This window comes from Pseudomonas sp. FSL W5-0203, assembly GCF_001896155.1.
Taxonomy (GTDB): Bacteria; Pseudomonadota; Gammaproteobacteria; order Pseudomonadales; family Pseudomonadaceae; genus Aquipseudomonas; species Aquipseudomonas paracarnis.
Genome location: NZ_MPOR01000022.1, coordinates 78,277 through 102,510, shown reverse-complemented (window position 1 = coordinate 102,510; position 24,234 = coordinate 78,277). Strand labels below are relative to the sequence as shown.

Sequence of the window (24,234 nt, the reverse complement as noted above, 5' to 3'; positions counted from 1 at the left end):
GATTACGGGCACACCGAGCCTAAGCGAGGTGCCGAGTGGTGGGGCAAGAGCGTTTTGCTTACTTTTGCGCTTTTCAAAAGTGAGCCGCCGTCAGGGCGGAACCCTAAGTAGCCTTAACCGCAGGAATGGATATGTACACGGTCCAACTGTGTTGACTGTCAGGCCGCCTTCGCAGGCAAGCCAGCTCCCACATTGAGATCTCGGCGCGTCAGTTAGATCAGCGCCGTCTGCAGGGCCGTCACGGGAGCAAGCTCCCTCGCCACAGGTCCAGCGTCGCACCAAAATTGTGTAGATACCGATGCAGCGATAGGGGGCTGACGGCCAATCAGGCTGTCAGGCCGAGTGCATATCCTCACCTCAATTATCCGAAATTTCTCTTCAGGCTGTCGGATCGATACCGTCGCGCAGTAGTCCAAGTCCCAGTAAACTTTCATTTTTTCCGAATCCTTCTTTTCGAGGTTTATGCATGACTATCAGTCCTTTTGCGGGCAAACCGGCGCCAGCCCAGTTGCTGGTGGATATCCCGCGACTGGTCACGGCCTACTACACCGGCCAGCCTGATGCAGCGATCTCCACTCAGCGTGTGGCTTTTGGTACTTCCGGGCACCGCGGTAGCTCGTTTGAACTGAGTTTCAACGAGTGGCATGTGCTGGCTATCAGCCAGGCCATCTGCCTGTACCGCGAAGCGCAGGGCATCACTGGCCCTTTGTTTGTCGGCCTGGATACCCATGCATTGTCGACGCCAGCCGGTGCCAGCGCCTTGGAAGTACTGGCGGCCAACGGCGTGCATGTGATGCTGGCCGAGGGCGACGAGTACACGCCGACGCCGGCGATTTCCCACGCCATCATCTGCTACAACCGCGGCCGTACCAGCGGCCTGGCGGACGGCATTGTGATTACACCGTCCCACAATCCGCCGCAAAGTGGCGGCTACAAGTACAACCCGCCTAACGGTGGCCCGGCTGATACCCATGTCACCAAGTGGATCGAAGCCAAGGCCAACGAACTGCTCGCCAACAAGCTGGCCGGGGTCAAGCGCATCACTCACGCCCAGGCGCTCAAGGCCGACACCACCCATCGCCATGACTACCTCAACAGCTATGTGGCCGACCTGATCAATGTGATCGACATGGACGCGATCCGCAGCGCCGACCTGCGCTTGGGCGTGGACCCACTGGGCGGAGCAGGGGTGCGCTACTGGTCGGCGATTGCCGAGCACTACCGCTTGAACCTGGAGGTGGTGAATACCGAGGTCGACGCAACCTTCCGCTTCATGAGCGTCGACTGGGACGGCCAGATTCGCATGGACCCGTCTTCCAGCTACGCCATGCAAAGTCTGATCGGGCTCAAGGAGCGTTTCGACGTTGCCTTCGCCTGCGACCCGGACCACGACCGCCACGGCATTGTCACGCCTTCCGGAGGTTTACTGGCGCCCAACAACTACCTGGCGGTGTCCATCGACTACCTGTTCCAGAACCGTCCGGACTGGCGCGCCGATGCAGCCGTAGGCAAGACCGTGGTGAGCAGCGGCCTGATCGACCGCGTCGCAGCGCGTATTGGTCGTCGCCTGTACGAAGTGCCAGTGGGCTTCAAATGGTTTGCCGATGGCTTGTTTGAAGGGTCGTTGGGGTTTGGCGGCGAAGAAAGCGCCGGTGCCTCGTTCCTGCGCAAGGACGGCAGCGTGTGGAGCACCGACAAGGACGGCCTTATCCCGGCCTTGCTGGCCGCGGAAATGACCTCGCGCAAAGGTCAGGACCCCAGCCAGATCTACCGCGGCCTGACCGATGCCCTCGGTGAGCCGTTCGCTATCCGTGTGGATGCCAAAGCCACTCCAGCGCAAAAAGCCCTGCTGGGCAAACTGTCGCCGGAGCAGGTCACGTCCACGCAATTGGCCGGGGAGACCATTCAGCAGATCCTCAGCCATGCGCCGGGCAACAACCAGGCGATTGGCGGCTTGAAAGTCATGACCGAAAACGGTTGGTTTGCCGCACGGCCCTCGGGCACTGAGGACATCTACAAGATCTACGCCGAGAGTTTCGTTGGCGAAGAGCACCTCAAGCAACTGGTGGAGGAGGCGCAGGTGTTGGTTGATGGTGCAATCAGCCAATAACTGACACTCATGCGGTAGAAGTGTGGGAGGGAGCAAGCCGCCTCCCACATTAGATAGCAACAAGAGTTGAGATCAGGCCAGGTCCACCAGCACGATTTCGCTGTCCTCAATCGCCGTTACCCGCAATACCTGTTCATCCTCAACCGCCACACCATCTCGCGCCTTTGCCTGCACGCCATTGACGTCAATCACGCCCGTGGCGGGCACCAGGTACGCCCGGCGGCCACTGCCCAGCCGATACTCCGCGCTTTCTCCAGCTTTCAGGTTAGCTGCCACCAAGCGTGCATCCGCACGAATTCGCAAGCTTTCACTGTCGCCAGCCTTGCCGCTGGCCAGGGTTACAAAGCCCTCGCGGTTGCCTTGTGGAAACGGTTTGGCGCCCCAGGACGGTGGCAAGCCGGCTTCATTGGGGATGATCCAGATCTGGAAGATTTTGGTCGGCGTGGCCTCCAGGTTGTACTCGCTGTGGGCAATGCCGGTGCCCGCGCTCATTACTTGCACGTCGCCGGCTTCGGTGCGGCCTTTGTTACCCAGGTTGTCGGCATGGCTGATGGCCCCTTCGCGCACATAGGTGATGATTTCCATGTCGCGGTGCGGGTGCTGGGGAAAGCCGCTGCCGGGGGCGATGATGTCGTCGTTCCACACCCGCAAGTTGCCCCAGTGCATGCGCTGGGGGTCGTGGTATTCGGCAAAGGAAAAGTGGTGATGAGCGTCAAGCCAGCCATGGTGGGCGCCGCCCAGTGTGTTGAAAGGTCGAAGTTCAAGCATGATCGTCTCCTGTTGATGAACCTATCATCCAGCAGCGCATGATCGAGAAAAAGCGTAAAAAATGCCTGTTTATGATTCATTTATTCGATGTTTAACCCCGGTGTTCACTTTCACTTCATCGCCTAACTGCATGACAACAAAGCATTTGGCTGGAACTGAGCGGCGTTTCCGGCGACCATGACGGCTTGGTCAAAACAAGCTCACCGCAGGAGTCCGCGTGTCGCAACAACAGCCTGATCTACCCCCCGAACTGCGCCCCTTGGCTGAAATGCCGTTGTTGAAGCGGCTTGCCGCGCGCCTGTTCGGCCATGGCCTCACCCGTTTGCGTGCGCAGCACAGGTTTTCCTGGTTGCATGGCCAGGCCGACGGCTTTCGCAGTGGGCATGAGGCGGGCGTTGAGTACGGTTACCGTGAGGGTAGGGCTGATGGCATCGAGGAGGGCCGACAAGTCCTGCTGATTCGTGACTTTCGCCCCGATGAGCACCGTGCGCCAGGCATAGATGACAGCCTGTTCGACGATTGGCGATTGCCGCTCACCGCAGAGGTGAAGAAGCGCATGAAGGCCGATGTCGCGCGCCTGCTGCCAGCCCATGCGCAGCCAAGCGCGGCGCAATGGAAGATGATCTTCAGCGACACCCCCTCGACCTCAGTGATTGCGGGGGCCGGCGCTGGCAAGTCGACGTCCCTGGTGCTGCGCATCCTGCTGCTCAGCCATTACCTGGGCTTTGAACTGAGTTCGATGACTGTGGTGACGTTCACCCGCGAGTCGCGCAAGGACTTTATCAACAAACTCATGGAAATTCTCAACCTGTGGGGCCAACCCCTTGGCAGCAAGGAAGCCCAGGCGCTGGTGCGCACCTTTCATTCGCGCATCCTGCCGATGGTGCGCAGCCTGCCGGGTTTTGAGCGGCTGCAGGCCTTTGAGAACCTCAGCGGTGGTTTTGAAGACGCCGACAGCAACGCCTTCGACCTGCGTATCAGTGACGCCCAGCGCCAGCAGATGAACGCTTGTTATCACCGCTTGTATGGCCGCCATCAGCGTTTTCGCGAGTTGATTGCACCCTTGGCCCGCCATAGCCTTCAGCTCAAGGAGCTGGAGCGCGATCATCCTGACGTGCAAAAGCGTATGGCCGTGACTGAATTGGCCGCCAAGCGCGATGAAGAACTCTGTGATGTGATTGAGGACCTGTGGTTTCGCGCCGGTGCCTGGCCGATCAAAGGTATCGAACCCAGCCGTCAGACCTTTGAAATCAACGGCGCGCGATTTCATTGCCACGGCTACATCCCGGAGCTGGACGCCTGGGTGGTACTGGGGTTCGATGGGCGTGAAAACCCGCAGATCAGTCGGCCGAATTCGAAACTCTCGGTGCGTGCAGAATGGGCAGTAAAGCGCACGTTGTTTCAAGCTTTCTGTAATAAGCCACTGATATGGATGGATAATTACGAATCTTCAAAGCGCCTTTTGAGCAGTCTGGGCGGCGATGCCACGGCCGGGCCAGGCTTCGATTACAAGGTTAAAGGCGAACTCGCCTCGGCGCCCCTGTTGGACAGTTTTGTCATGGCAGCCGGGTTTATCGAGAACCTCGGCCTGGATGTCCCCACGGCGGTTGGCCAGATGAGTTTTGCCAAGGACGACCCGGATCGGCTGTTCTTCGAGGCCCTGAGCATTTTCTGGAAGGCGCTGGAAGATCACCTGCTGGAACAATCGCCGCCGATCATGACCTACAACCGGATGTTCTCGCTGTTTGGCGAAAACACCCCGGAGAACCTCAAGCTGCTGAGTGATCCCTTGTTGCGGCCGATGTCGCACTTGATGATCGATGAATTCCAGGACGTATCGCCGCAGATCGTGTCCTGGATCCGCGCCAGCCTGCGCGAAATCCGCAGCCGTGGGCCGGCCATGCACGTCGGGCGCGCAGCCCAACGCTCATCCTTGCTGTGCGTGGGGGATGACTGGCAATCCATCTATGGCTGGCGCGGCAGCTCGCCCAAGTACTTCATGGAGTTCAACAAGGAGTTTGTTTCGCCCAGCACCACCCGCGTGATGCTGGGCGAGAACTACCGCAGCCACCAGCACATCATCGACGCTGCCGAACATATCGTCCGTAGCGCGCCGGCCATCCCGGGCAAGAAGGCCAAGGCCAGTGGCGAGCCCAAGGTATTGGTGCCCGTCACGGTGTTGGAGCGTGACGACGCGGCACTGGGGCAGCGGTTGCTCGAGCACTATCAGCGGGGCGATTCGATCCTGATGCTTTATCGAAAAAGTAGCGATAAGTTATTGATTCAAGAGCATATTCAATCTGTAGTTAATGTGGATTCTAGCTCGGCGCCTCAGGCGCGCAGGCTTAAACAGCTGACTTATCACAGTGCCAAGGGCTTGCAGGCGGATGCGGTGTTTTTGCTGGGCGATTGTCAGCATGTCACCAGCTCGCCGTATAAGAATCAGGTCTATCGCATGGCGGGCTTGGGTAAGGATGGCGACAGTGAGCCTTATGACAATGCCCAGAGAGACGAGGTGTTGCGCCTGGCCTATGTGGGGATCACCCGGGCGGTCAGCCATTGCTATTGGTATGTGGAGAAGCCGGAAGGCCAAGGCGTGAATGTGCCCAGGGCGTCTGATCGGGTGGATGGCAGGAAGGTGTTTTTTGATGATCAGCGTGCGCCGAAGGGGGCTGGCTGACCTGCGATAAGAGCCCGACAGCCGACGCGTCTCTACCTGACAACACGGGATCGAACATGTGGGAGCTGGCTTGCCTGCGATGGCGGCCTGACAGCCGACGCCTATCTACCTGACACTCCACGATCCAACTGTGGGAGCGGGCTTGCTCGCGACGGCGGCCTGACAGGCGACACAGTTGGAACGGGGCGCCTGAGATCAAAAGCAGATCAAGAGCGACTCGCTTCGCATCGTGGTTACCGTCAGAGTGGGGCGGTTAGCCCCGCCTCACGCCCGCAACGAAACCGGCGGCACGAAACTCTCCAATTCATCCTCCACGGCCTCGATGATGCGCTCCACATCAGCCGCGTTCATCACCGTAGCGCACGGAATCCCCGCGATAGCGATCAACGTCTCGCCGCTGGCCCGGTCGAACAGGCGGGCGATCATGCTGCCGGGGGCGTCCATGCTGCCCTCGAAGCCCATCGGGTGAAAATGCCAGCGCATCAGCTGGCAGGCGTTGGGAAATGTTACTTTGTTCATGTTGCCCACCTTGTTCATTGAGCGCTTCCTTTAGCTCGCGGCAGGGGCCAGGACCTTCGCTGGTCATGACATCTAGGGCTTAAAAATAGCATTCGTTCGCAACTGCAAGGTGACTTTTTTGCGCCCGTTCGGCGGTTCTTTCGCCTGGTTTTGATATAGATCATGTCCTACAGAGGAATAGGCAAAAGGCCATTAGTCAGGCGCTCGATTTGACCATTGAAGGGGCGGGTAAACTTCGGCACTCTCAAATATTTTCTCCCGTCGTAGAGCCCAATATGCCCGACATCGCCCCAGACGATGAGTGTCAGAATTCCCACGCTACCGGCCAGTTGGTGCTGCGCCATCACCTGTGCTGGCGTCATCGCGATCTGGACGGGGTGATGGCTTACTACCATCCCGAGATCCAGTACCACGATTTTTTCCAGAACCGTGTGGTGGGCTATGCCGAGTTGCGCGAGTACTTGCAAGCCAGCATGCCCCGTGAGGCGGATGAGGCCATTGAACACACTGACCGCATCCGCGCCGATGGCGATACGGCGTTTATCCAGTACCGCATCACCTTGCGTGGCGGCCAGGGCCTGGTGTCGTTTCGTACCAGTGAGGCCATTACGGTGCGCGACGGGTTGATTTGGCGGGTGAATGAATATGCGTCCCTGGTGCACGAGCAACCAGCCCAGGCCTTGCGCCCTACGGTCAGCCGCCTGGGCCTGTCGCCCCAGCAGTTGGGTTATATGGCCAATGACCTGCAACAATATTTTGAGCGTCAGCAGCCGTATCTGGACCCGGAGCTGGATCTGCAGCGGGTCGCCAAGGCCTGTGGCTACAGTCGCAACCAGATGTCCTACCTGCTGAACCAAGTGCTGGGGCAGAGCTTCTATCGCTACGTCAACCAGGCGCGACTCCAGCATTTACTGGCCGCGCTGGATCACGCCACCGCGCCGGTCAAAGTTGATGAGTTGGCCTTTGCGGCCGGTTTCAATTCACTCTCGGCGTTTTACAGCGCTTTTCGCCAGCACACCGGGCAATCGCCCAAGGCGTACCTCAAACAAATTTCCCTGCGTGCACGCGCGCAAGACAGCCCCTGACACTGCACTCTAGGATCGGCCCTATCGAACCGAGGTAGGGGAAGCTGGCATGCCGGCATGGCGCAATATCAGTTTATGGATGGACCAGTTGGACGACCCGCTGTTAGCGCGTCCATCGCTGGAGCACGACCTGGACGTCAATGTGGCGATTATCGGCGCCGGCTACACCGGCCTGTGGACCGCCTATTACCTGAAGCGCCAGGCCCCCGAGCTGAAAATCGCGATCATCGAGGCACAGACTGCTGGGTTTGGCGCATCCGGTCGCAATGGTGGCTGGTTGATGGGCAACCTCTTGGGGGAAGACCGACTGCTGGCTGAGCTTGCCCCTCAGCACCGGAGCGCTTCGTTTGACCTGCTGCACGGTATCCCTGATGAAGTGGCCCAGGTGCTGGCCCGCGAAGGCATTGACTGCGACTACCGCAAAGGCGGCGCCTTGTATTGCGCCGCACGCTACCCCGAGCAGGAAGTCAGCCTGCGCCGCTATCTGGACAAGCTGTACGCCCAGGGCCTCACCGAAGACGACTACCGCTGGCTCAGCCCGCAGCAATTGGCCGAGCAGGTCCGCATTGCCAAGCCTTATGGCGGCATCTATGCCCCCCACGTCGCGACGATCAACCCGGCAAAGCTGGTGCGTGGCCTGGCGCGGGCGGTTGAGAATCAGGGCGTGATCATTTACGAAAACAGCCCCGTGACCCATTGGCAGTCCGGCGGCCTGCGCACCGCCAAGGCCAGCGTGCGCGCCGCCTGGGTGGTGCCTGCTGTCGAGGGTTACGCCAATACCTTGCCCCCATTGGGCCGCTACCAGTTACCGGTGCAGAGTTTGATCGTCGCCACCGAACCGCTGCCGGCCAGCACCTGGGCAGACATCGGGCTCAGTCAGGGTCAGGCCTTTGGCGAGAGCAGCCGACAGGTCACCTACGGCCAGCGTACGGCCGACAATCGTCTGGTCTTCGGCGCCCGTGGTGGCTATCAATTTGCCGGCAAGTTGCGGCACAACTTCGACCTGACCGACAGCGAAGTGGAGTTGCGTCGCTACCTGTTTGGCGAACTCTTCCCACAGCTGAAAAAGGCCAAGATTACCCATTCCTGGGGCGGCAACCTCGGCATGTCGCGCCGTTTTCGTCCGCACATGCTCTGTGACCACGCCACGGGCATCGCACTGTCCGGCGGCTATGGCGGGGAGGGCGTGGGCGCCACCCACCTCGGCGGCCGCACCCTGGCCGATTTGATCCTCGGCCGCGACACCTTGCTGACCCAACAACCCTGGGTGATTCGCGAAGGCGGCCTCAAAGCACTCAAGGCCTGGGAGCCGGAGCCGTGCCGCTGGCTGGGTTACAACGCGATCATTCGTAGTTTTGTCCATGAAGACCAGGTCTTGGCCAACCCCAACACTGCGCCCTGGCGCCGCAAGCTGGCAACCGGCGTTGCCGGTTTCATGGAAGGCTTCATGCACTGACTCGTTCCACCCACAGGGGAAAACCCATGAGCATCATGCAATTCAAAGACACGCTGAACACCCCACTGCCAGATTCATCACCGGTGGCGGTGCCCCTGGGCGAGCCCATCGCCGTGGCCTCCACCTTGAGCGTGGAGCGCAACGATGGCGTCGAGACCGGCATCTGGGCCTGCACCCCGGGGCGCTGGCGTCGGCAGATCACGTCCCAGGAGTTTTGCCATTTCATCCAAGGGCGCTGCACCTTCACGCCCGACGACGGGGAAACCCTGCACATACAAGCCGGTGACGCACTGATGTTGCCAGCCAATAGCACCGGTATCTGGGATATCCAGGAAACCGTGCGCAAGACCTATGTCCTGATTCTGTAACGCTTTGATCCTTGATCGCCTGCCATAAAAACAGCCCTAAAACCGCCAGGAAATCGAACCATGAAAGCCATTGCCCTGTTGCCCTTGATGTTGGTGGCCTCTATCAGCCAGGCCGCCGAGACCGTGAAGATCTATAACTGGTCGGACTACATCGCGCCGGACACCACCAGGAATTTCCAGAAAGACACTGGCATCGGTTTCACCTATGACGTGTACGACAGCAACGAAACCCTCGACGGCAAGCTGATGACCGGTAAATCGGGCTATGACGTGGTGTTCCCCTCCAACCATTTCATGGCGCGACAGATCCAGGGCGGCGCCCTGAAAAAACTCGACAGGAGCCAGTTGCCCAACTGGAAAAATCTCAACCCCGTGCTGCTCAAGGCCCTGGAAGACAACGACCCCGGCAATGCCCACGGCTTTCCGTATCTGTGGGGCAGCACCGGTATCGGCTACAACATCGACAAGGTCAAGGCGGTACTCGGCGACAACGCCCCGGTGGATTCCTGGGACTTGATCTTCAAACCGGAAAACATGGCCAAGCTGCAAAAATGCGGCGTCGCCATTCTCGACAACGGCCCCGAACTGCTGCCAGCCGCGCTGAATTACCTGGGCTTGCCGCACCACAGCAAAAAAGCCGAAGACTACAAGAAGGCCGAGGCCTTGCTGATGAAAGTGCGACCTTACGTGGCGTATTTCCATTCCTCGAAATACACCGCCGATCTGGCCAATGGTGACATCTGTGTCGCCGTCGGTTTCTCCGGCGACATCCTGCAGGCCGAAAGCCGCGCCAAAGAAGCCAAAAACGGCGTGAATATCGGCTACAACGTTCCCAAGGAAGGCGCGGCAATCTGGTTCGACATGGTCGCCATGCCCGTCGACGCACCGAATGACAAAGCCGGCTATGCGTTCATGAACTACCTGCTGCGCCCGGACGTGATGGCGAGTATCACCAACTACGTGCATTACGCTAACGGCAACGCGGCGGCCGACAGCCTGGTAGACCCGGCGATCAAGGCCGATACCAAGGTGTATCCAAGTGCGGAAATGATGGGCAAGTTATTTGCACTGCAAGCCATGCCGTTGAACATCGACCGGGTGCGTACTCGGGTTTGGAATACCATTCGTACGGGGCGTTAAATAACAGGAAAACAGCGCCACCAGGAAGGCCGATAAGTCATCGGTACTGGGTGGGATAAATAATCACGTCATAGTTAAGACATGTGATGTCAATTATTTGGAGTGGAAAGTGTTATTGCCTGCGTGAGAGATTTCAATCCGCAACGCGTAACACTTTCACATACACTCATGATCTGACAGGTGACTTATATGTCTTCCATACAAAGCCTTCCCACTGGCGGCACGTGGACCCACCCGGAAAACAGCCCGCCCACCTTGCGCGGCACAGACCAGCGTGAGCGCCTCGAAGCCAGGCGTGGCGAGCCCTCGGTCCTCATCGGCGGTGGCGGTGGCGACCAGCTGGTGGGGCGCCAGGGTGAAAACACATTCAAATATGAAAAAAGTACCGACTCCCTTAGCGATGACCCTGACACCCTGTTGAATTTCAACCCCAAGGAGGATGAAATCGATGTGGCCGGGGTATTAAAAGACCACAATATCTCAGCTATTAATATTCAGCCAGGCCCGCCCGTGGAAGTGGGGGATGTGCAACTGACTCATGAGTTTGGCGTGAGCACTTTGACTATCAAGGTCAACCCTGAAGGGCCGAACTTTTCTATACGCGTTGATGGCGTAAATCTTTTGCCGCAGCATATTAATTTCTTTCATTCGGACTAAGCCTATGGATTCTCCAAGTCATGCCCCAACGACTGAATGAATAACGAAAACAACTCGGGTTGCGACGAAATGTCCAGCTTGGCGTACAAATGCCTGCGGTGCACCTTGACGGTGTCCGGCGAGATCTTCAGGCGTTCGGCCATGGCCTTGGAGGAGAAGCCCCGCAACACCAGCCGGGCGATTTCCAGTTCGCGGTCCGACAGTACACCGCTGCCGAAATGACTCAGGGCATCGCGAATCTGGCTGTCCATGGCCGGTGCCCGCTCGGTGCTTTGCTGCCAATGCTGCTGCATGAGCGGCAACACCCAGGCCGACAGCGTGGTCAACAGCCCGGTTTCTTCAAAGCTGAAGCGCCGTTGCATGCCCAGTGACAACGACAGGGTGCCGGCGCCAGGCAATTGCAGGATCAATTGCACTTCGTCTTCCAGCACATTGTCATGGAAATAATTGAGGAAGTACTCACTCTGGCGAAAATGGTCCGGCGCCACTTCCTCCAGGCGGTATACGCCGCTGGCGTAGTTTTCGCGGCAGGCCTGGTAAAACGGGTCGAGCAGGTACAAGCCGTTGAGGTACACCAGCATCGACGCCGGCTTGCTGCTGGGCTGGGCGTCGTACTCTTCCAGGGCCTGGGGCGGGCCATCCAGCGGGTAGAAAATCGCCAGAGCATTATCGAAGGGCAGGCATTGGTGCAATAACAGCACCAATTGCTTCCAGAACCGTTCGGTGCCGATCTGAGACAGGGTGCGGCCCAACCCCGCGTGCATACCGATTTCCCGGAACAGGTTCATCTCAACATCCCCACCCTCAAATGATCGGCCAAGGGTTAGGCTTCTGGGGGGCACCGTCAAGGGGAGTACGCCAATAGGGGAATTGGCCGACAGCCCCGCCAGCCGATAACGTCGTCACTGTCCAACGGGAAGCATATCCCGAGGAAAAATCATGTTTCGTTTCTGCCTCACACCAAAAACAACGACAGAGGATAACGATATGAGTGCTTCCCCCGCGCCCGATGGCGTGCTCAAGCCCACCCTGAGCGTCTTCGATGTAGTGGCCATTACCGTTTCAGCGGTAACGCCGGCCAGTTCCGTCTTCGTGATCGCCCCGTTTGCCATCCAGCAGGCGGGCAGTGGCGTGTTCCTGGCGTTTGTGATGGCGGCGTTGCTCGCGTTGATGTTTGCCTTCTGTTACGCCGAGCTCGGCCGCGCCCATAACAGCGCCGGTGGCGAGTACGTGTATGCCAAGCGCGTGTTTGGTGGCATGGCCGGTTACGCCACCTTCCTGACGGTTCTGGTGATGTTGCTGTTTATTCCGCCGGTATTGGCGACCGGTGCGGCGACTTATCTGAATAACGCTCTGGGCACGACATTCGACGCGCAAACTGTCGCCCTGGTGATCGTGGTATGCAGCTACGCCCTGGGCATCCTCAATATCAAGCTCAACGCCTGGATCACCGGCACCTGCCTGCTATTGGAAGTGGCGGCGTTACTGGTGATTGTGGTGATCGGCTTCGGTAATCCGGTGCAGCCGGCCAGTGTGTTGCTGCAGCCGCAAATCGTCGAAAACGGCGTGTTGCACCTGGCGCCCTGGGCGCTGGTGATCGGCGCCGTCGGCATCGGCCTGTTCTCGTTCAACGGCTACGGCCCGGCGGTGTTGCTGGCCGAAGACATGAAGTGCGGCGGCAAGGGCGTGCACAAGGCGGTGCTCTGGTCGTTGGGGTTGGTGGTGGTGATTGAGTTGGTGCCGATCACCGCGCTGTTGATCGGCGCGCCGTCCCTGAGCGAGATGATCAGCAGCCCCGACCCGATCGGCTACCTGTTGACCAGCCATGGCAATGAAACCCTGTCGCGGTTGGTGAGCGCCGGGATCTTCCTGTCGGTGTTCAACGCCATCGTTGCCATCGTGATCCAGATTGGCCGGGTGGTGTTCAGCAGCGGCCGCGATGCGTTGTGGACACCTGGCATCAACAAGCTGTTCACGCGTATTCACCCGCGCTGGGACTCACCGTGGCTGGCGACGCTGTTCCTGGCGATACCCTCGGCGCTGTTGAGCTTCAGTTCTAACCTGGCCGACCTGACCTCATTCAGCGTGCTGCTGATCATGCTGGTGTACCTGGTGGTGGCGCTGAGCGCGCTGATGAGCCGGGTGCTGTTGCGTGATCGCGAGCATCCCTATCGCATGCCGTTATGGCCGCTGCCGGCATTGCTGGCGGTACTGGGTGCCGGTTACCTGCTGGTCACCTTGATCCTGGAGGCCTCGGTACGCGACATCATGATCATCATCGGCTTGCTGGCCCTGTCGGTGATTTTGTATTGCATCAGTGGCCGGTTGAGTCCGGCGTTTCAGAAATTGTAAGGAGTGGGTATGCGTGCACGTCAATTGGGCATCACGTTGGGGCTGGGCATGCCCGGCGAATTGAATGCCATCACCGATGTTCCCGGGGTTCGCGTCGGTCATGCCACGCTCAAGGCACAGGTCGACGGCAAGCAGGTGCGCACCGGCGTTACGCTGATCCAGCCGCGTGCCGGGGAAGCGCGACATCAACCGTGTTTTGCCGGCTATCACGTGCTCAACGGCAATGGCGACGCCACGGGGCTTGAATGGATCAGCGAGGCGGGGCTGCTGACCACGCCGATGGCCATTACCAACACCCACAGTATCGGGGTGGTGCGCGACAGCCTGATCGCCCTGGAGCGCGAGCGTCTGGCGGACCCGGCGGTGTACTGGTGCATGCCGGTGGTCATGGAAACTTATGACGGCCTGCTCAACGACATCTGGGGCCAGCATGTTCGCCCTGAGCATGTGCGCCAGGCCCTGGACCAGGCTGAAAGCGGCCCGGTGCAGGAAGGCGCGGTAGGCGGTGGCACCGGCATGATTTGCCACGAGTTCAAGGGCGGCATCGGCACTGCGTCACGGCGCTTGCCAACGGAGCAGGGCGGCTGGACCGTGGGCGTACTGGTGCAGGCCAACCATGGCAAGCGCCAGGAGCTGCGGGTCGATGGTTACCCGGTGGGCCGTCATTTGACGGACATTGCTTCGCCCTTTGCCGAGCGTGGCACTCCCGGCATGGGCTCCATCGTGGTGATCATCGCCACGGACGCCCCCTTGCTGCCGCACCAATGCCAGCGCCTGGCACAGCGCGCGTCCATTGGCATTGCGCGCACCGGTGGCGGCACCGAGGATTCCAGCGGCGACCTGTTCCTGGCGTTTGCCACCGGTAACCGTGATTTGCCGCCGGCCGACTATGGGCGCAAGGACCTGCCGCTCAGCACCGGGTTGCAGATGGTCAACAACGACCATATTTCGCCGCTGTTCAGCGCGGCGGCAGAGGCGGTGGAGGAGGCGATCATCAATGCCATTCTGGCAGGTGAAGACATGACCACTCAAGACGGCGTCAAGGTGCCGGGCCTGGCTGGCGAAACCCTCTTGGCAGCCATGCAACAGTGTGGCTGGAGTATGTCCCGGTAATGGGGGACAGCGCACTTTAATAGTGCGAATAGTGGCTCTTTAATGTTGCTAATGACACCGTGACAATATATTGGATCCATTAATCAAGTGGGCCGCTCACTTAGAGTGGCTTTACTTGTATTTAATATTTAAATAGTGGTGTGCGCCGATTCGGCCACACAAACGCAACGGCCCCCAATAAACACTGCGTGCGACTTCTTCAACTTGAACCTGCGTCACAAGTGTGCGATGGAAATAGATGTAGACGAAAGATTTCAAGTTGTGTCAGTTTTCTTACGCCTTCAAAAGAGGTGAGTGATAGGACTATCCTCGCCCGCGAGGTTCCTATCGAACAAAGACTGATGCACTTGCAAACAAGGAAGTACGTTTATGTCAAAAGTAAAAGACAAAGCTATTGTATCTGCCGCGCAAGCCAGCACTGCTTACTCGCAAATCGATAGCTTCAGCCATTTGTATGACCGTGGCGGCAACCTCACGGTCAATGGCAAACCGTCCTACACCGTAGACCAGGCAGCGACCCAGCTGCTGCGGGATGGTGCTGCGTACCGGGACTTTGATGGCAACGGCAAGATCGATCTGACCTACACCTTCCTCACCTCGGCTACCCAGAGCACCATGAACAAACATGGCATCTCGGGGTTCAGCCAATTCAACACCCAGCAGAAAGCACAGGCCGCACTGGCCATGCAATCCTGGGCGGATGTCGCCAACGTGACCTTTACTGAAAAGGCTTCCGGCGGTGACGGCCACATGACCTTCGGCAACTACAGCAGCGGCCAGGACGGCGCCGCGGCTTTCGCTTACCTGCCCGGCACCGGTGCGGGCTACGATGGCACCTCGTGGTACCTGACCAACAACAGCTACACGCCGAACAAGACCCCGGACCTGAACAACTATGGCCGGCAGACCCTGACCCACGAAATCGGCCACACCCTGGGCCTGGCTCACCCTGGCGACTACAACGCCGGGAACGGCAACCCGACCTATAACGACGCCACCTATGGACAGGACACGCGTGGCTATAGCCTCATGAGTTACTGGAGCGAGAGCAACACCAACCAGAACTTCAGCAAAGGCGGTGTCGAGGCTTACGCTTCCGGCCCGCTGATCGACGACATCGCCGCGATCCAGAAGCTCTACGGTGCCAACCTCAGCACCCGCGCCACGGACACCACCTACGGGTTCAACTCCAACACCGGGCGTGATTTCCTCAGCGCCAGTTCCAATGCCGACAAGCTGGTGTTCTCGGTATGGGACGGTGGCGGCAACGACACCCTGGACTTCTCCGGTTTTACCCAGAACCAGAAGATCAACCTCACTGCCACCTCGTTCTCTGATGTGGGCGGCCTGGTGGGCAATGTATCCATCGCCAAGGGCGTCACCATCGAGAACGCGTTCGGCGGTTCGGGCAACGACCTGATCATTGGTAACCAAGTCGCCAACACCATCAAGGGCGGGGCCGGCAACGACCTCATCTACGGCGGCGGCGGTGCGGACCAGCTGTGGGGCGGCACTGGCAGCGACACTTTCGTGTACGGTGCCAGTTCCGACTCCAGGCCAGGGGCTGCGGACAAGATCTTCGACTTCACCTCTGGTTCGGACAAGATCGACCTGTCCGGTATCACCAAGGGTGCGGGCGTGACCTTCGTCAACGCCTTTACCGGGCATGCCGGCGATGCTGTACTGACCTATGCCTCAGGTACCAACCTGGGCACCTTGGCGGTGGACTTCTCCGGGCACGGCGTGGCGGATTTCCTCGTCACCACCGTTGGCCAGGCGGCTGCCAGTGACATCGTAGCCTGATGTAAAGCGCGCGGTGCTTCGGCGCCGCGCTCCAGGCTGGAGTTGGATATGCCACGTTTTTCCCATTTGATCGCCTGTGTTGTGCAGGTGTTGTTCGTGTCGGCAGGAGCCCACGCAATGGCTAGCAGTCTTGTATTACCCACCTCCGCGCAGCTTGCCGGGCAGTGGGAGCTGAAGCAGCAGGATCAGGTGTGCGCGCTCAAGTTAGTGGAGCAAGCCAACGCCCTGGAGGGCGATATCGCCTGTGCCGAGCAATGGCTGGGCGACAAGCCGCTGACGTGGTCGCCCACCCCGGATGGTATTTGGCTGTTTAACGCTGAAGGCTCAGGGATCACCCATTTGAATCGCCAGAAAGAGGGCGACTATCAAGCCCGCACTAAAGCAGGCGAAGTTGTAAGGCTGCAACGAAAACTTTAATTAAAAGTTATAAGCATATAACTCGATTTGTTAGGCGGCCGTACCCTACTTGGTAGGGGTGACCCTTTTGCGTAATTCGCTGCAAGGAAAAACAATTAATATGGCGAAGTCCCATGGGGTGGCGCCCTTATTCAGGGCGTTGGGTGAATACAAGAGTATTTTGATCAGCGTTGGCTGTTTCACGGCATTGATTAACCTATTAATGCTGGTGCCCTCGATTTACATGCTGCAAGTGTATGACCGGGTGTTGTCCTCCCAGAATGAAACCACCCTGGTGATGTTGACGCTGATGGTCGTGGGCTTCTTTGCATTTATCGGCCTGCTGGAAGTGGTGCGCAGCTTTATCGTGATCCGCATTGGCAGCCAGTTGGAGCGACGTTTCAACTTGCGCGTGTACAAAGCCGCGTTCGAACGCAACCTGCAGCGCGGCCAAGGGCACGCCGGGCAATCCTTGGGCGACCTGACCGCTCTGCGCCAATTCATCACGGGGCCAGCGCTGTTCGCGTTTTTCGATGCGCCCTGGTTCCCGATCTACCTGTTCGTGATTTTCCTGTTCAATGTGTGGCTCGGCGTGCTGGCCACGGCCGGCGCGGTGCTGTTGATTGGCCTGGCGTGCCTTAACGAATACCTGACCAAAAAGCCATTGGGCGAGGCCAGCGGTTATTCGCAGCAGTCCACCCAACTGGCCACCAGCCATTTGCACAACGCCGAAACCATCCAGGCCATGGGCATGCTCGGTGCGCTGCGCCAACGCTGGTTTGGCGTGCATTCGCAGTTCCTGGGCTTGCAGAACCAGGCCAGCGACACCGGTTCGATCATCACCTCCTTAAGCAAATCCTTGCGCCTGTGCCTGCAATCTCTGGTGCTGGGCCTGGGCGCCTACCTGGTGATCAAGGGCGACATGACCGCCGGCATGATGATCGCAGGCTCCATCTTGATGGGCCGCGTACTCAGCCCCATCGACCAACTGATTGCAGTGTGGAAGCAATGGAGTTCGGCCAAGCTGGCCTATCAGCGCCTCGACGAACTGCTGCGCGAATTCCCGCCAGAGGTCGAGCACATGGCCTTGCCTGCGCCCAACGGCCAAGTCAGTTTCGAACAGGTCAGCGCCGGCCCGCCGGGGCGGCGCATGGCGACCCTGCATCAGGTCAGCTTTAACCTGGCTGCCGGTGAAGTGCTGGGCGTGCTCGGCGCGTCCGGTTCCGGTAAGTCCACCCTGGCTCGCGTGCTGGTGGGCGTGTGGCCAACCCTGGCCGGTACCGTACGCCTGGACGGCGCGGATATTCACCGCTGGAACCGCGACGACCTCGGCCCGCATATCGGCTATTTGCCCCAGGACATCGAGCTGTTTAGTGGCAGCATCGCCGACAACATCGCGCGCTTTCGCGAGGCCGACCCGGAACTGGTGGTCAAGGCCGCGCAACAGGCCGGCGTGCATGAACTGATCCTGCGCCTGCCCCATGGCTACGACACCGTGCTGGGCGACAACGGCGGTGGCTTGTCCGGCGGCCAGAAACAACGCGTGGCCCTGGCCCGCGCCCTGTACGGCGGGCCGCGCCTGATCGTGCTGGACGAACCCAACTCCAACCTCGACACCGTCGGCGAAGCCGCATTGGCCAGCGCCATCATGCAGATGAAAGCCCAGGGCAGCAGCGTGGTGCTGGTCACCCATCGTTCCTCGGCATTGGCCCAGGCCGATAAGTTGCTAGTGCTCGGCGAAGGCCAACTGCAAGCGTTCGGGCCCAGTCAGGAGGTGCTGCGGGCGTTGTCCGGGCAGCAGGAAGCGCCGAAAGAAAAAACCGGTGTCAGCTTCAGCCGTCACTACCAGGCCGGAAGGAATCCAGGCGCATGAGCAGCCTTACTGTTGAACCTCAAATCAAAGAACGCGATGCCGGCTTTTTCGTAAAAATGGGCTGGGTGATGACCATTGTCGGTGCCGGTGGGTTTTTCCTCTGGGCCAGCCTCGCACCGTTGGACCAAGGCATTCCGGTCCAAGGCACCGTGGTGGTGTCTGGCAAGCGCAAGGCGGTACAAACCTTCAGCCCCGGCGTGGTCAGCCGCATCCTGGTGAAAGAGGGCGAGTTGGTCAAGCAAGGCCAGCCGCTGTTTCGTCTCGACCAGACCCAGAACCAGGCCGATGTGCAATCGCTGCAAGCCCAGTACCGCATGGCCTGGGCCAGCGTGGCGCGCTGGCAGAGCGAGCGTGACAACCTCTCCAGCATCACCTTTCCTGCAGAACTGAGTGCCAACCCCGATCCGGCCTTGATGCTGGTGCTAGAAGGTCAGCGCCAACTGTTCAGCAGCCGTCGCGACGCGTTTGCCCGTGAACAAGCCGGGATCCGCGCCAGCATCGAGGGCGCCAACTCTCAGCTAAGTGGTATGCGCCGTGCCCGCAGTGACTTGACCGCCCAGGCCCAATCTCTGCGCGCGCAACTGAGCAACCTGCAACCCTTGGCCGACAACGGCTACATCCCGCGCAACCGCCTGATGGACTACCAGCGCCAGTTATCCCAGGTGCAGCAGGACCTGGCGCAAAACGCCGGTGAAAGCGGCCGGATAGAGCAGGGCATTGTTGAGTCGCGGCTCAAATTGCAGCAGCACAGCGAGGAATATCAAAAAGAGGTGCGCAGCCAATTGGCCGACGCGCAACTGCGCAGCCTGACCCTTGAACAGCAACTGACCTCCGCCGGCTTCAACCTGCAACACAGCGAGATCAATGCGCCGGCCGATGGCATCGCGGTCAACCTCAGCGTGCACACCGAAGGCGCCGTGGTGCGTGCCGGTGAAACCCTGTTGGAGATCGTGCCCCAGGGCACACGCCTGGAAGTGGAAGGGCACCTGCCGGTGCATTTGGTGGACAAGGTCGGCACACACTTGCCTGTCGACATCCTCTTCACCGCCTTCAACCAAAGCCGCACGCCACGGGTGCCGGGCGAAGTCAGCCTGATCTCCGCCGACCAGATGCTCGATGAAAAGACCGGTGCGCCGTACTACGTGCTGCGCACCAGCGTCAGCGAGGCGGCGATGGAAAAACTCAACGGCCTGGTGATCAAGCCCGGCATGCCCGCCGAGATGTTCGTGCGCACCGGCGAGCGTTCGCTGCTCAACTATCTGTTCAAGCCGCTGCTGGACCGCGCCGGCTCTGCGTTGACTGAGGAATGAGCATGAAGCCAGTGTTCATTTCGCTGTTGCTGATGTGTGGCAGTGCCCAGGCCGCGATGGGGCCCTTCGATGTGTACGAGCAGGCGCTGCGCAACGACCCGGTGTTCCTCGGCGCCATCAAGGAGCGCGACGCGGGCCTGGAAAACCGCACCATTGGCCGTGCCGGCTTGCTGCCGCGGCTGTCCTACAACTACAACAAGGGCCGCAACAATTCCGAAGCGCACCTGCCCGACGGGCGCGGCGGCAGTTACCGCGACGACCGTAACTACAACAGCTATGGCTCGACCTTCAGCCTGCAACAGCCGTTATTCGACTACGAAGCCTATGCCAACTACCGCAAGGGCGTGGCCCAGGCGCTGTTCGCCGATGAAAGCTTTCGCGACAAGAGCCAGGCGTTGCTGGTGCGGGTGTTGAGCTATTACACCCAGGCGCTGTTTGCCCAGGACCAGATCGACATCGCCAGGGCCAAGAAGAAGGCGTTCGAACAACAGTTCCAGCAGAACCGGCATTTGTTCCAGCAAGGCGAGGGCACCCGCACCGATATCCTTGAAGCCGAGTCGCGCTACGAGTTGGCCACCGCCGAAGAGATCCAGGCCCTGGATGAGCAGGACGCCTCGCTCCGGGAGTTGGGCGCATTGATCGGTGTGCAAAGCGTCAACATCAACGACCTGGCACCGCTGAACCAGAGCTTTGCCGCGTTCACCCTGACCCCGGCCAACTACGACACCTGGCATGAGTTGGCGCTGACCAACAACCCTGTGCTGGCTTCGCAGCGCCAGTCCCTGGAAGTGGCGCGCTATGAAGTGGAACGCAACCGTGCCGGGCATTTGCCCAGAATCACCGCGTATGCCACCTCGCGCAAGCAGGAGTCCGACAGCGGCAACACCTATAACCAGCGCTACGACACCAACACCATCGGCGTCGAAGTGAGCATGCCGCTGTATGCCGGTGGCGGTATCTCGGCCTCCACCCGCCAGGCCAGCCGCGCGATGGAGCAGGCGGAGTACGAGCTGGAAGGCAAGACCCGGGAAACCCTGATCGAATTGCGTCGCCAGTTCAGTGCGTGCCTGTCGGGCGTGAGTAAGTTGCGCGCCTATCAGAAAGCGCTGGCATCCGCCGAGGCGCTGGTGGTGTCGACCAAGCAGAGCATTCTCGGCGGCGAGCGCGTCAACCTCGATGCCTTGAACGCCGAACAGCAGCTGTACAGCACCCGCCGCGACCTGGCCCAGGCGCGTTATGACTACTTGATGGCCTGGACCAAATTGCACTACTACGCGGGCAACTTGCGTGACACCGACTTGGCCAAAGTGGACGAAGCCTTCGGCCCGGATGGAAAACTGTAGGAGCGCGTATTTTGTGGCGAGGGAGCTTGCTCCCGCTCGACAGCGAAGCTGGAGCCGGCTTTTTTAGGGAGCGCTTCGCACTCCAGCGGGAGCAAGCTCCCTCGCCACAGGGCAGGGAATAACAATAATAGGGAGTGTGCACATGATCACCGATTCACCACGTTTCAAACCCTTCACCGCAGGTTCCTTGCTCTTGCTGTCCGTTGCGGCACAGGCGCAATACACCGAGACCGGCCAACCGGGTAACCCCGCCAGTTGGCGCTCCGCCGAGTACCAGAGCGACTGGGGACTGGGCCGCATGAAGGCCGATGAAGCCTACGCCGCCGGGATCAGCGGCCAAGGCGTGAAAATCGGTGCGCTGGACTCAGGGTTCGATACCAATCACCCGGAAGCTTCCAAAGACCGTTTTCACCCGGTCACCGCCACGGGCACCTATGTCGATGGCAGCGCCTTCAGCACCACGGGCGCGCTCAACCCGAACAATGATTCCCACGGCACCCACGTCACCGGCACCATGGGCGCCGCCCGCGACGGCGTGGGTATGCATGGCGTTGCTTACAACGCGCAGGTCTATGTGGGCAACACCAACGCCAACGACAGCTTCCTGTTCGGCCCCACGCCAGACCCCAAATACTTCAAGACCGTGTACACCGCACTGGTGGATTCCGGCGTGCGCGCCATCAACAACAGCTGGGGCAGCCAGCCCAAGGACGTCAGCTACCAGACCCTGGACAACATGCATGCGGCGTACGCCCAGCATTACAACCGTGGCACCTGGCTGGACGCGGCCGCGGACGTGGCCAAGGCCGGTGTGATCAACGTGTTCAGCGCCGGCAACAGCGGCTATGCCAACGCCAGCGTGCGCTCGGCCTTGCCGTATTTCCAGCCGGAACTGGAAGGCCACTGGCTGGCCGTGTCGGGGTTGGATAAGGCCAATAACCAGAAATACAACAAATGCGGCGTCGCCAAGTACTGGTGTATTTCTACCCCCGGCGCGCTGATCAACAGCACCATTCCTGACGGGGGGTATGGGGTGAAGTCCGGCACCTCGATGTCAGCGCCCCATGCCACCGGCGCGTTGGCGCTGGTGATGGAACGTTATCCCTACATGACCAACGAGCAAGCCTTGCAGGTGCTGCTGACCACCGCCACCCAGCTCGACGGCTCGATCACCCAGGCGCCCAACGCCATTGTCGGTTGGGGCGTGCCTGACCTGGGCCGGGCGATGCACGGTCCTGGGCAACTGCTCGGGCCCATGGAGGTCAACCTGGCCGCCGGGCAGGGCGATGTGTGGAGCAATGGCATCTCCGACCAGGCGCTCATCCAGCGCCAGGCCGAGGACCGCGCCGAGCACACGGCCTGGCAGCAAACCCTGATCGACAAGGGTTGGCAAAACGGCGTGGGTGCCTCTGCCAGCCAGCAGGACCAGACTGATTACGCCATCGGCAGTGCCCGCGACCAAGCGGCGGCCCAGCGTGTGTACGAGGGCAGCCTGATCAAGGCCGGTGCCGGTAGCCTGGTGCTCAGCGGCGACAGCACCTATCGCGGTGCGACCCTGGTCAACGGCGGTCTGTTGGCGGTCAATGGCTCGCTGACTTCAGCAGTGACGGTGAATGACAGCGGCACCCTCGGCGGTTCCGGGCGTATCGCCGCGTTGTCGGTAAACAACGGCGGCCGTGTGGCGCCGGGCAATTCCGTGGGCACCTTGCAAGTGGCAGGGGACGTAAACCTCGGCGCCGGCTCGACCTATGCCGTGGAGCTGACGCCCACCAGCAGTGACCGCATTGTCGCCGGTGGCCAGGCGATTCTTGGCGGCGGCACCGTCACGCTGGCGCTGGAAAACAGCCCGACCTTGCTCAGCCAGAGCCAGGCCCACAGCCTGATTGGCCGGCAGTACTCGATTCTCGAGGCGGCGGGTGGCATTCAGGGCCAGTTCGGGCAAGTGCTGCCCAACTACCTGTTCCTCGGTGGCACCCTCGACTACGCCGCCAATGCCGTGCAACTGAACGTGGGGCGCAACGACGCCAGCTTCGCCAGCGTCGGCGCGACCCGCAACCAGCGAAACGTTGCGGCTGCCGCCGAGCAATTGGGCGCCGGCAACCCGGTGTATGAAAGCCTGCTGCAGTCGCAATCGGTTGCCGTGGCCCAGCAGGGCTTGCAACAACTGTCCGGGGAAATCTACCCCGCCGTGGGTGCGATGTTGATCAACGACAGCCTGCAACTGCGTAATGCCGTGGGCGAGCGCCTGCGCCATGTGCCAGTGGCCGGTGAAAGCAACCTGTGGTTCAAAGCACTGGGCGCCTGGGGCAAGACTGATAGCCGCACTGAAACGGCGGGGTCCACCACCTCCATCGGCGGCCTGTTGGCGGGTGTGGACGGCGCGCTGGATGAGCAGACCCGCGTGGGTGTGGTTGCCGGCTACAGCGACAGCTCCTTGAACATGGGCAGCGGTACCCATTCATCGGCGTCCATCGACAGCTACCACTTTGGCGCGTACGCCGGGCGCGAGCTGGGTGATTGGCGCCTGAGCGTCGGCGGTGCCTACAGCTGGCATCGCGGCGACGTGAAGCGCGACCTGCAATGGGGGGATGTCAGCGGCAAGCAAAAAACCAAGCTGGACGCGACCACGGCGCAAGTCTTCACCGAAGCCGCGTACCGCATCCGCCTGCAAGCGGTGGCCCTGGAGCCGTTCGCCAACCTGGCCTATGTGCATCTGAACAGCGAGTCCTTCCACGAAAAAGGTGATGCCGCTGCCCTGGAACGCGGCAGCGACCGGCGTGATGCGGTGCTCAGCACCCTCGGTGTGCGCGCCCTGAAAACTCTGGCCCTCAATGACCACCAGCAACTGGACCTGTCCGGTTCGTTGGGCTGGCAACACAGCCTGACGGCGGTGGAGTCAGAGGAACACCTGGCGTTTGTCGCCGGCGGGCCTTCATTTGCGGTGCGCAGTGCGCCATTGCTGCGCGATGCTGCCCTGGTGGGCGTGCAGGCCAGCCTGGCGTTGAATGCGTCGACGCGGGTCAACCTGGATTACAACGGCCAGCTGGGTGGGCGCGCGAAAACCCAGGGCGTGGGCTTGAGCCTGAACTGGCAGTTCTGAAGACACCGCGAACCTGATCGTTCCCACGCTCCGCTGATCGTTCCCACGCTCCGCGTGGTAACGCCTCCTGTGACGCTCCGCGTCACGCTTTGGGACGCAGAGCGTCCGGGGCCGCATTTCCACGCGGAGCGTGGGAATGATCAGCGGCGGTGTTCTGGAGA

General features: G+C 60.4%; 18 protein-coding genes. 15 read left to right on the top strand and 3 right to left on the bottom strand.

What is annotated here, in order from left to right; translation table 11 throughout:
* The first annotated feature begins 466 nt into the window (after positions 1-466).
* Positions 467-2,110 carry a phosphoglucomutase (alpha-D-glucose-1,6-bisphosphate-dependent) gene (gene pgm, locus BOP96_RS19195; protein ID WP_014718392.1) on the top strand — a complete coding sequence of 548 codons (1,644 nt, stop codon included), beginning with the start codon at positions 467-469 and terminating at the stop codon, positions 2,108-2,110.
* 72 nt (positions 2,111-2,182) lie between these two features.
* Here the strand turns inward: pgm and BOP96_RS19190 are convergent, their stop codons facing one another.
* The gene (locus BOP96_RS19190) at positions 2,183-2,878 is read right to left on the bottom strand and encodes a pirin family protein (RefSeq protein WP_073453710.1); all 696 of its coding nucleotides are present in this window, start codon (positions 2,876-2,878) and stop codon (positions 2,183-2,185) included.
* A gap of 217 nt (positions 2,879-3,095) precedes the next feature.
* Here BOP96_RS19190 and BOP96_RS19185 point away from each other — a divergent pair, with 217 nt between their 5' ends.
* Positions 3,096-5,558, top strand: a complete 2,463-nt coding sequence (locus BOP96_RS19185; protein WP_073453709.1) for a UvrD-helicase domain-containing protein — start codon at positions 3,096-3,098, stop codon at positions 5,556-5,558.
* Between the two features lie 264 nt (positions 5,559-5,822).
* Here BOP96_RS19185 and BOP96_RS19180 read toward each other — a convergent pair whose 3' ends face one another.
* Positions 5,823-6,095 carry a DUF1652 domain-containing protein gene (locus tag BOP96_RS19180; protein ID WP_014718395.1) on the bottom strand — a complete coding sequence of 91 codons (273 nt, stop codon included), beginning with the start codon at positions 6,093-6,095 and terminating at the stop codon, positions 5,823-5,825.
* Positions 6,096-6,352: 257 nt separating this feature from the next.
* Between BOP96_RS19180 and BOP96_RS19175 the strand changes: the two genes are divergently transcribed.
* The 5 genes from BOP96_RS19175 to BOP96_RS19155 all read left to right on the top strand — a co-directional run bounded on the left by BOP96_RS19175 (position 6,353) and on the right by BOP96_RS19155 (position 10,783).
* Complete coding sequence (locus BOP96_RS19175) at positions 6,353-7,162, top strand: helix-turn-helix transcriptional regulator (protein ID WP_014718396.1); 810 nt, start codon at positions 6,353-6,355, stop codon at positions 7,160-7,162.
* Positions 7,163-7,211: 49 nt separating this feature from the next.
* Complete coding sequence (locus BOP96_RS19170; protein ID WP_073453707.1) at positions 7,212-8,618, top strand: NAD(P)/FAD-dependent oxidoreductase; 1,407 nt, start codon at positions 7,212-7,214, stop codon at positions 8,616-8,618.
* Between the two features lie 26 nt (positions 8,619-8,644).
* A complete protein-coding gene (locus tag BOP96_RS19165) occupies positions 8,645-8,986 on the top strand; it encodes a cupin domain-containing protein (protein ID WP_073453705.1) in 342 nt (113 codons plus the stop codon).
* Positions 8,987-9,046: 60 nt separating this feature from the next.
* Positions 9,047-10,126: a polyamine ABC transporter substrate-binding protein gene (locus BOP96_RS19160; RefSeq protein ID WP_073453703.1), complete on the top strand. Its 1,080-nt coding sequence runs from the start codon at positions 9,047-9,049 to the stop codon at positions 10,124-10,126.
* Between the two features lie 189 nt (positions 10,127-10,315).
* Complete coding sequence (locus BOP96_RS19155; RefSeq protein ID WP_019820090.1) at positions 10,316-10,783, top strand: M10 family metallopeptidase C-terminal domain-containing protein; 468 nt, start codon at positions 10,316-10,318, stop codon at positions 10,781-10,783.
* Positions 10,784-10,785: 2 nt separating this feature from the next.
* On the opposite strand, the gene BOP96_RS19150 is transcribed toward BOP96_RS19155, so the two are convergent.
* Entirely contained in the window at positions 10,786-11,571 is a 786-nt protein-coding gene (locus BOP96_RS19150; RefSeq protein ID WP_014718401.1) for a helix-turn-helix transcriptional regulator, read from the bottom strand.
* A gap of 199 nt (positions 11,572-11,770) precedes the next feature.
* Here BOP96_RS19150 and BOP96_RS19145 point away from each other — a divergent pair, with 199 nt between their 5' ends.
* The 8 genes from BOP96_RS19145 to eprS all read left to right on the top strand — a co-directional run bounded on the left by BOP96_RS19145 (position 11,771) and on the right by eprS (position 24,073).
* Entirely contained in the window at positions 11,771-13,135 is a 1,365-nt protein-coding gene (locus tag BOP96_RS19145; RefSeq protein ID WP_014718402.1) for an APC family permease, read from the top strand.
* 9 nt (positions 13,136-13,144) lie between these two features.
* Positions 13,145-14,248, top strand: coding sequence for a DmpA family aminopeptidase (locus BOP96_RS19140; protein ID WP_019820089.1), 1,104 nt, complete (start codon positions 13,145-13,147; stop codon positions 14,246-14,248).
* Between the two features lie 369 nt (positions 14,249-14,617).
* Positions 14,618-16,051, top strand: a complete 1,434-nt coding sequence (locus tag BOP96_RS19135) for a serralysin family metalloprotease (RefSeq protein WP_014718404.1) — start codon at positions 14,618-14,620, stop codon at positions 16,049-16,051.
* 48 nt (positions 16,052-16,099) lie between these two features.
* Complete coding sequence (locus BOP96_RS19130; protein WP_014718405.1) at positions 16,100-16,468, top strand: AprI/Inh family metalloprotease inhibitor; 369 nt, start codon at positions 16,100-16,102, stop codon at positions 16,466-16,468.
* A 100-nt stretch (positions 16,469-16,568) separates the two neighbouring features.
* Positions 16,569-18,320 (top strand): type I secretion system permease/ATPase, encoded by a 1,752-nt coding sequence (locus BOP96_RS19125; RefSeq protein WP_073453701.1) that lies wholly within the window; start codon positions 16,569-16,571, stop codon positions 18,318-18,320.
* Complete coding sequence (locus BOP96_RS19120) at positions 18,317-19,630, top strand: HlyD family type I secretion periplasmic adaptor subunit (RefSeq protein ID WP_014718407.1); 1,314 nt, start codon at positions 18,317-18,319, stop codon at positions 19,628-19,630. Before BOP96_RS19125 ends, BOP96_RS19120 begins: the two co-directional genes overlap by 4 nt.
* Before the next feature lie 2 nt (positions 19,631-19,632).
* Positions 19,633-20,973: a TolC family outer membrane protein gene (locus BOP96_RS19115; protein WP_073453699.1), complete on the top strand. Its 1,341-nt coding sequence runs from the start codon at positions 19,633-19,635 to the stop codon at positions 20,971-20,973.
* Between the two features lie 142 nt (positions 20,974-21,115).
* Complete coding sequence (gene eprS / locus BOP96_RS19110; RefSeq protein ID WP_020301487.1) at positions 21,116-24,073, top strand: autotransporter serine peptidase EprS; 2,958 nt, start codon at positions 21,116-21,118, stop codon at positions 24,071-24,073.
* Positions 24,074-24,234: the final 161 nt, after the last annotated feature.

Excerpts from the sequence above, each read along its gene's own strand:
- pgm (WP_014718392.1), top strand. The coding sequence starts at position 467 with ATGACTATCAGTCCTTTTGCGGGCAAACCGGCGCCAGCCCAGTTGCTG.
- BOP96_RS19190 (WP_073453710.1), bottom strand. The coding sequence starts at position 2,878 with ATGCTTGAACTTCGACCTTTCAACACACTGGGCGGCGCCCACCATGGC.
- BOP96_RS19180 (WP_014718395.1), bottom strand. The coding sequence starts at position 6,095 with ATGAACAAGGTGGGCAACATGAACAAAGTAACATTTCCCAACGCCTGC.
- BOP96_RS19175 (WP_014718396.1), top strand. The coding sequence starts at position 6,353 with ATGCCCGACATCGCCCCAGACGATGAGTGTCAGAATTCCCACGCTACC.
- BOP96_RS19170 (WP_073453707.1), top strand. The coding sequence starts at position 7,212 with ATGCCGGCATGGCGCAATATCAGTTTATGGATGGACCAGTTGGACGAC.
- BOP96_RS19165 (WP_073453705.1), top strand. The coding sequence starts at position 8,645 with ATGAGCATCATGCAATTCAAAGACACGCTGAACACCCCACTGCCAGAT.
- BOP96_RS19160 (WP_073453703.1), top strand. The coding sequence starts at position 9,047 with ATGAAAGCCATTGCCCTGTTGCCCTTGATGTTGGTGGCCTCTATCAGC.
- BOP96_RS19155 (WP_019820090.1), top strand. The coding sequence starts at position 10,316 with ATGTCTTCCATACAAAGCCTTCCCACTGGCGGCACGTGGACCCACCCG.
- BOP96_RS19150 (WP_014718401.1), bottom strand. The coding sequence starts at position 11,571 with ATGAACCTGTTCCGGGAAATCGGTATGCACGCGGGGTTGGGCCGCACC.
- BOP96_RS19145 (WP_014718402.1), top strand. The coding sequence starts at position 11,771 with ATGAGTGCTTCCCCCGCGCCCGATGGCGTGCTCAAGCCCACCCTGAGC.
- BOP96_RS19140 (WP_019820089.1), top strand. The coding sequence starts at position 13,145 with ATGCGTGCACGTCAATTGGGCATCACGTTGGGGCTGGGCATGCCCGGC.
- BOP96_RS19135 (WP_014718404.1), top strand. The coding sequence starts at position 14,618 with ATGTCAAAAGTAAAAGACAAAGCTATTGTATCTGCCGCGCAAGCCAGC.
- BOP96_RS19130 (WP_014718405.1), top strand. The coding sequence starts at position 16,100 with ATGCCACGTTTTTCCCATTTGATCGCCTGTGTTGTGCAGGTGTTGTTC.
- BOP96_RS19125 (WP_073453701.1), top strand. The coding sequence starts at position 16,569 with ATGGCGAAGTCCCATGGGGTGGCGCCCTTATTCAGGGCGTTGGGTGAA.
- BOP96_RS19120 (WP_014718407.1), top strand. The coding sequence starts at position 18,317 with ATGAGCAGCCTTACTGTTGAACCTCAAATCAAAGAACGCGATGCCGGC.
- BOP96_RS19115 (WP_073453699.1), top strand. The coding sequence starts at position 19,633 with ATGAAGCCAGTGTTCATTTCGCTGTTGCTGATGTGTGGCAGTGCCCAG.
- eprS (WP_020301487.1), top strand. The coding sequence starts at position 21,116 with ATGATCACCGATTCACCACGTTTCAAACCCTTCACCGCAGGTTCCTTG.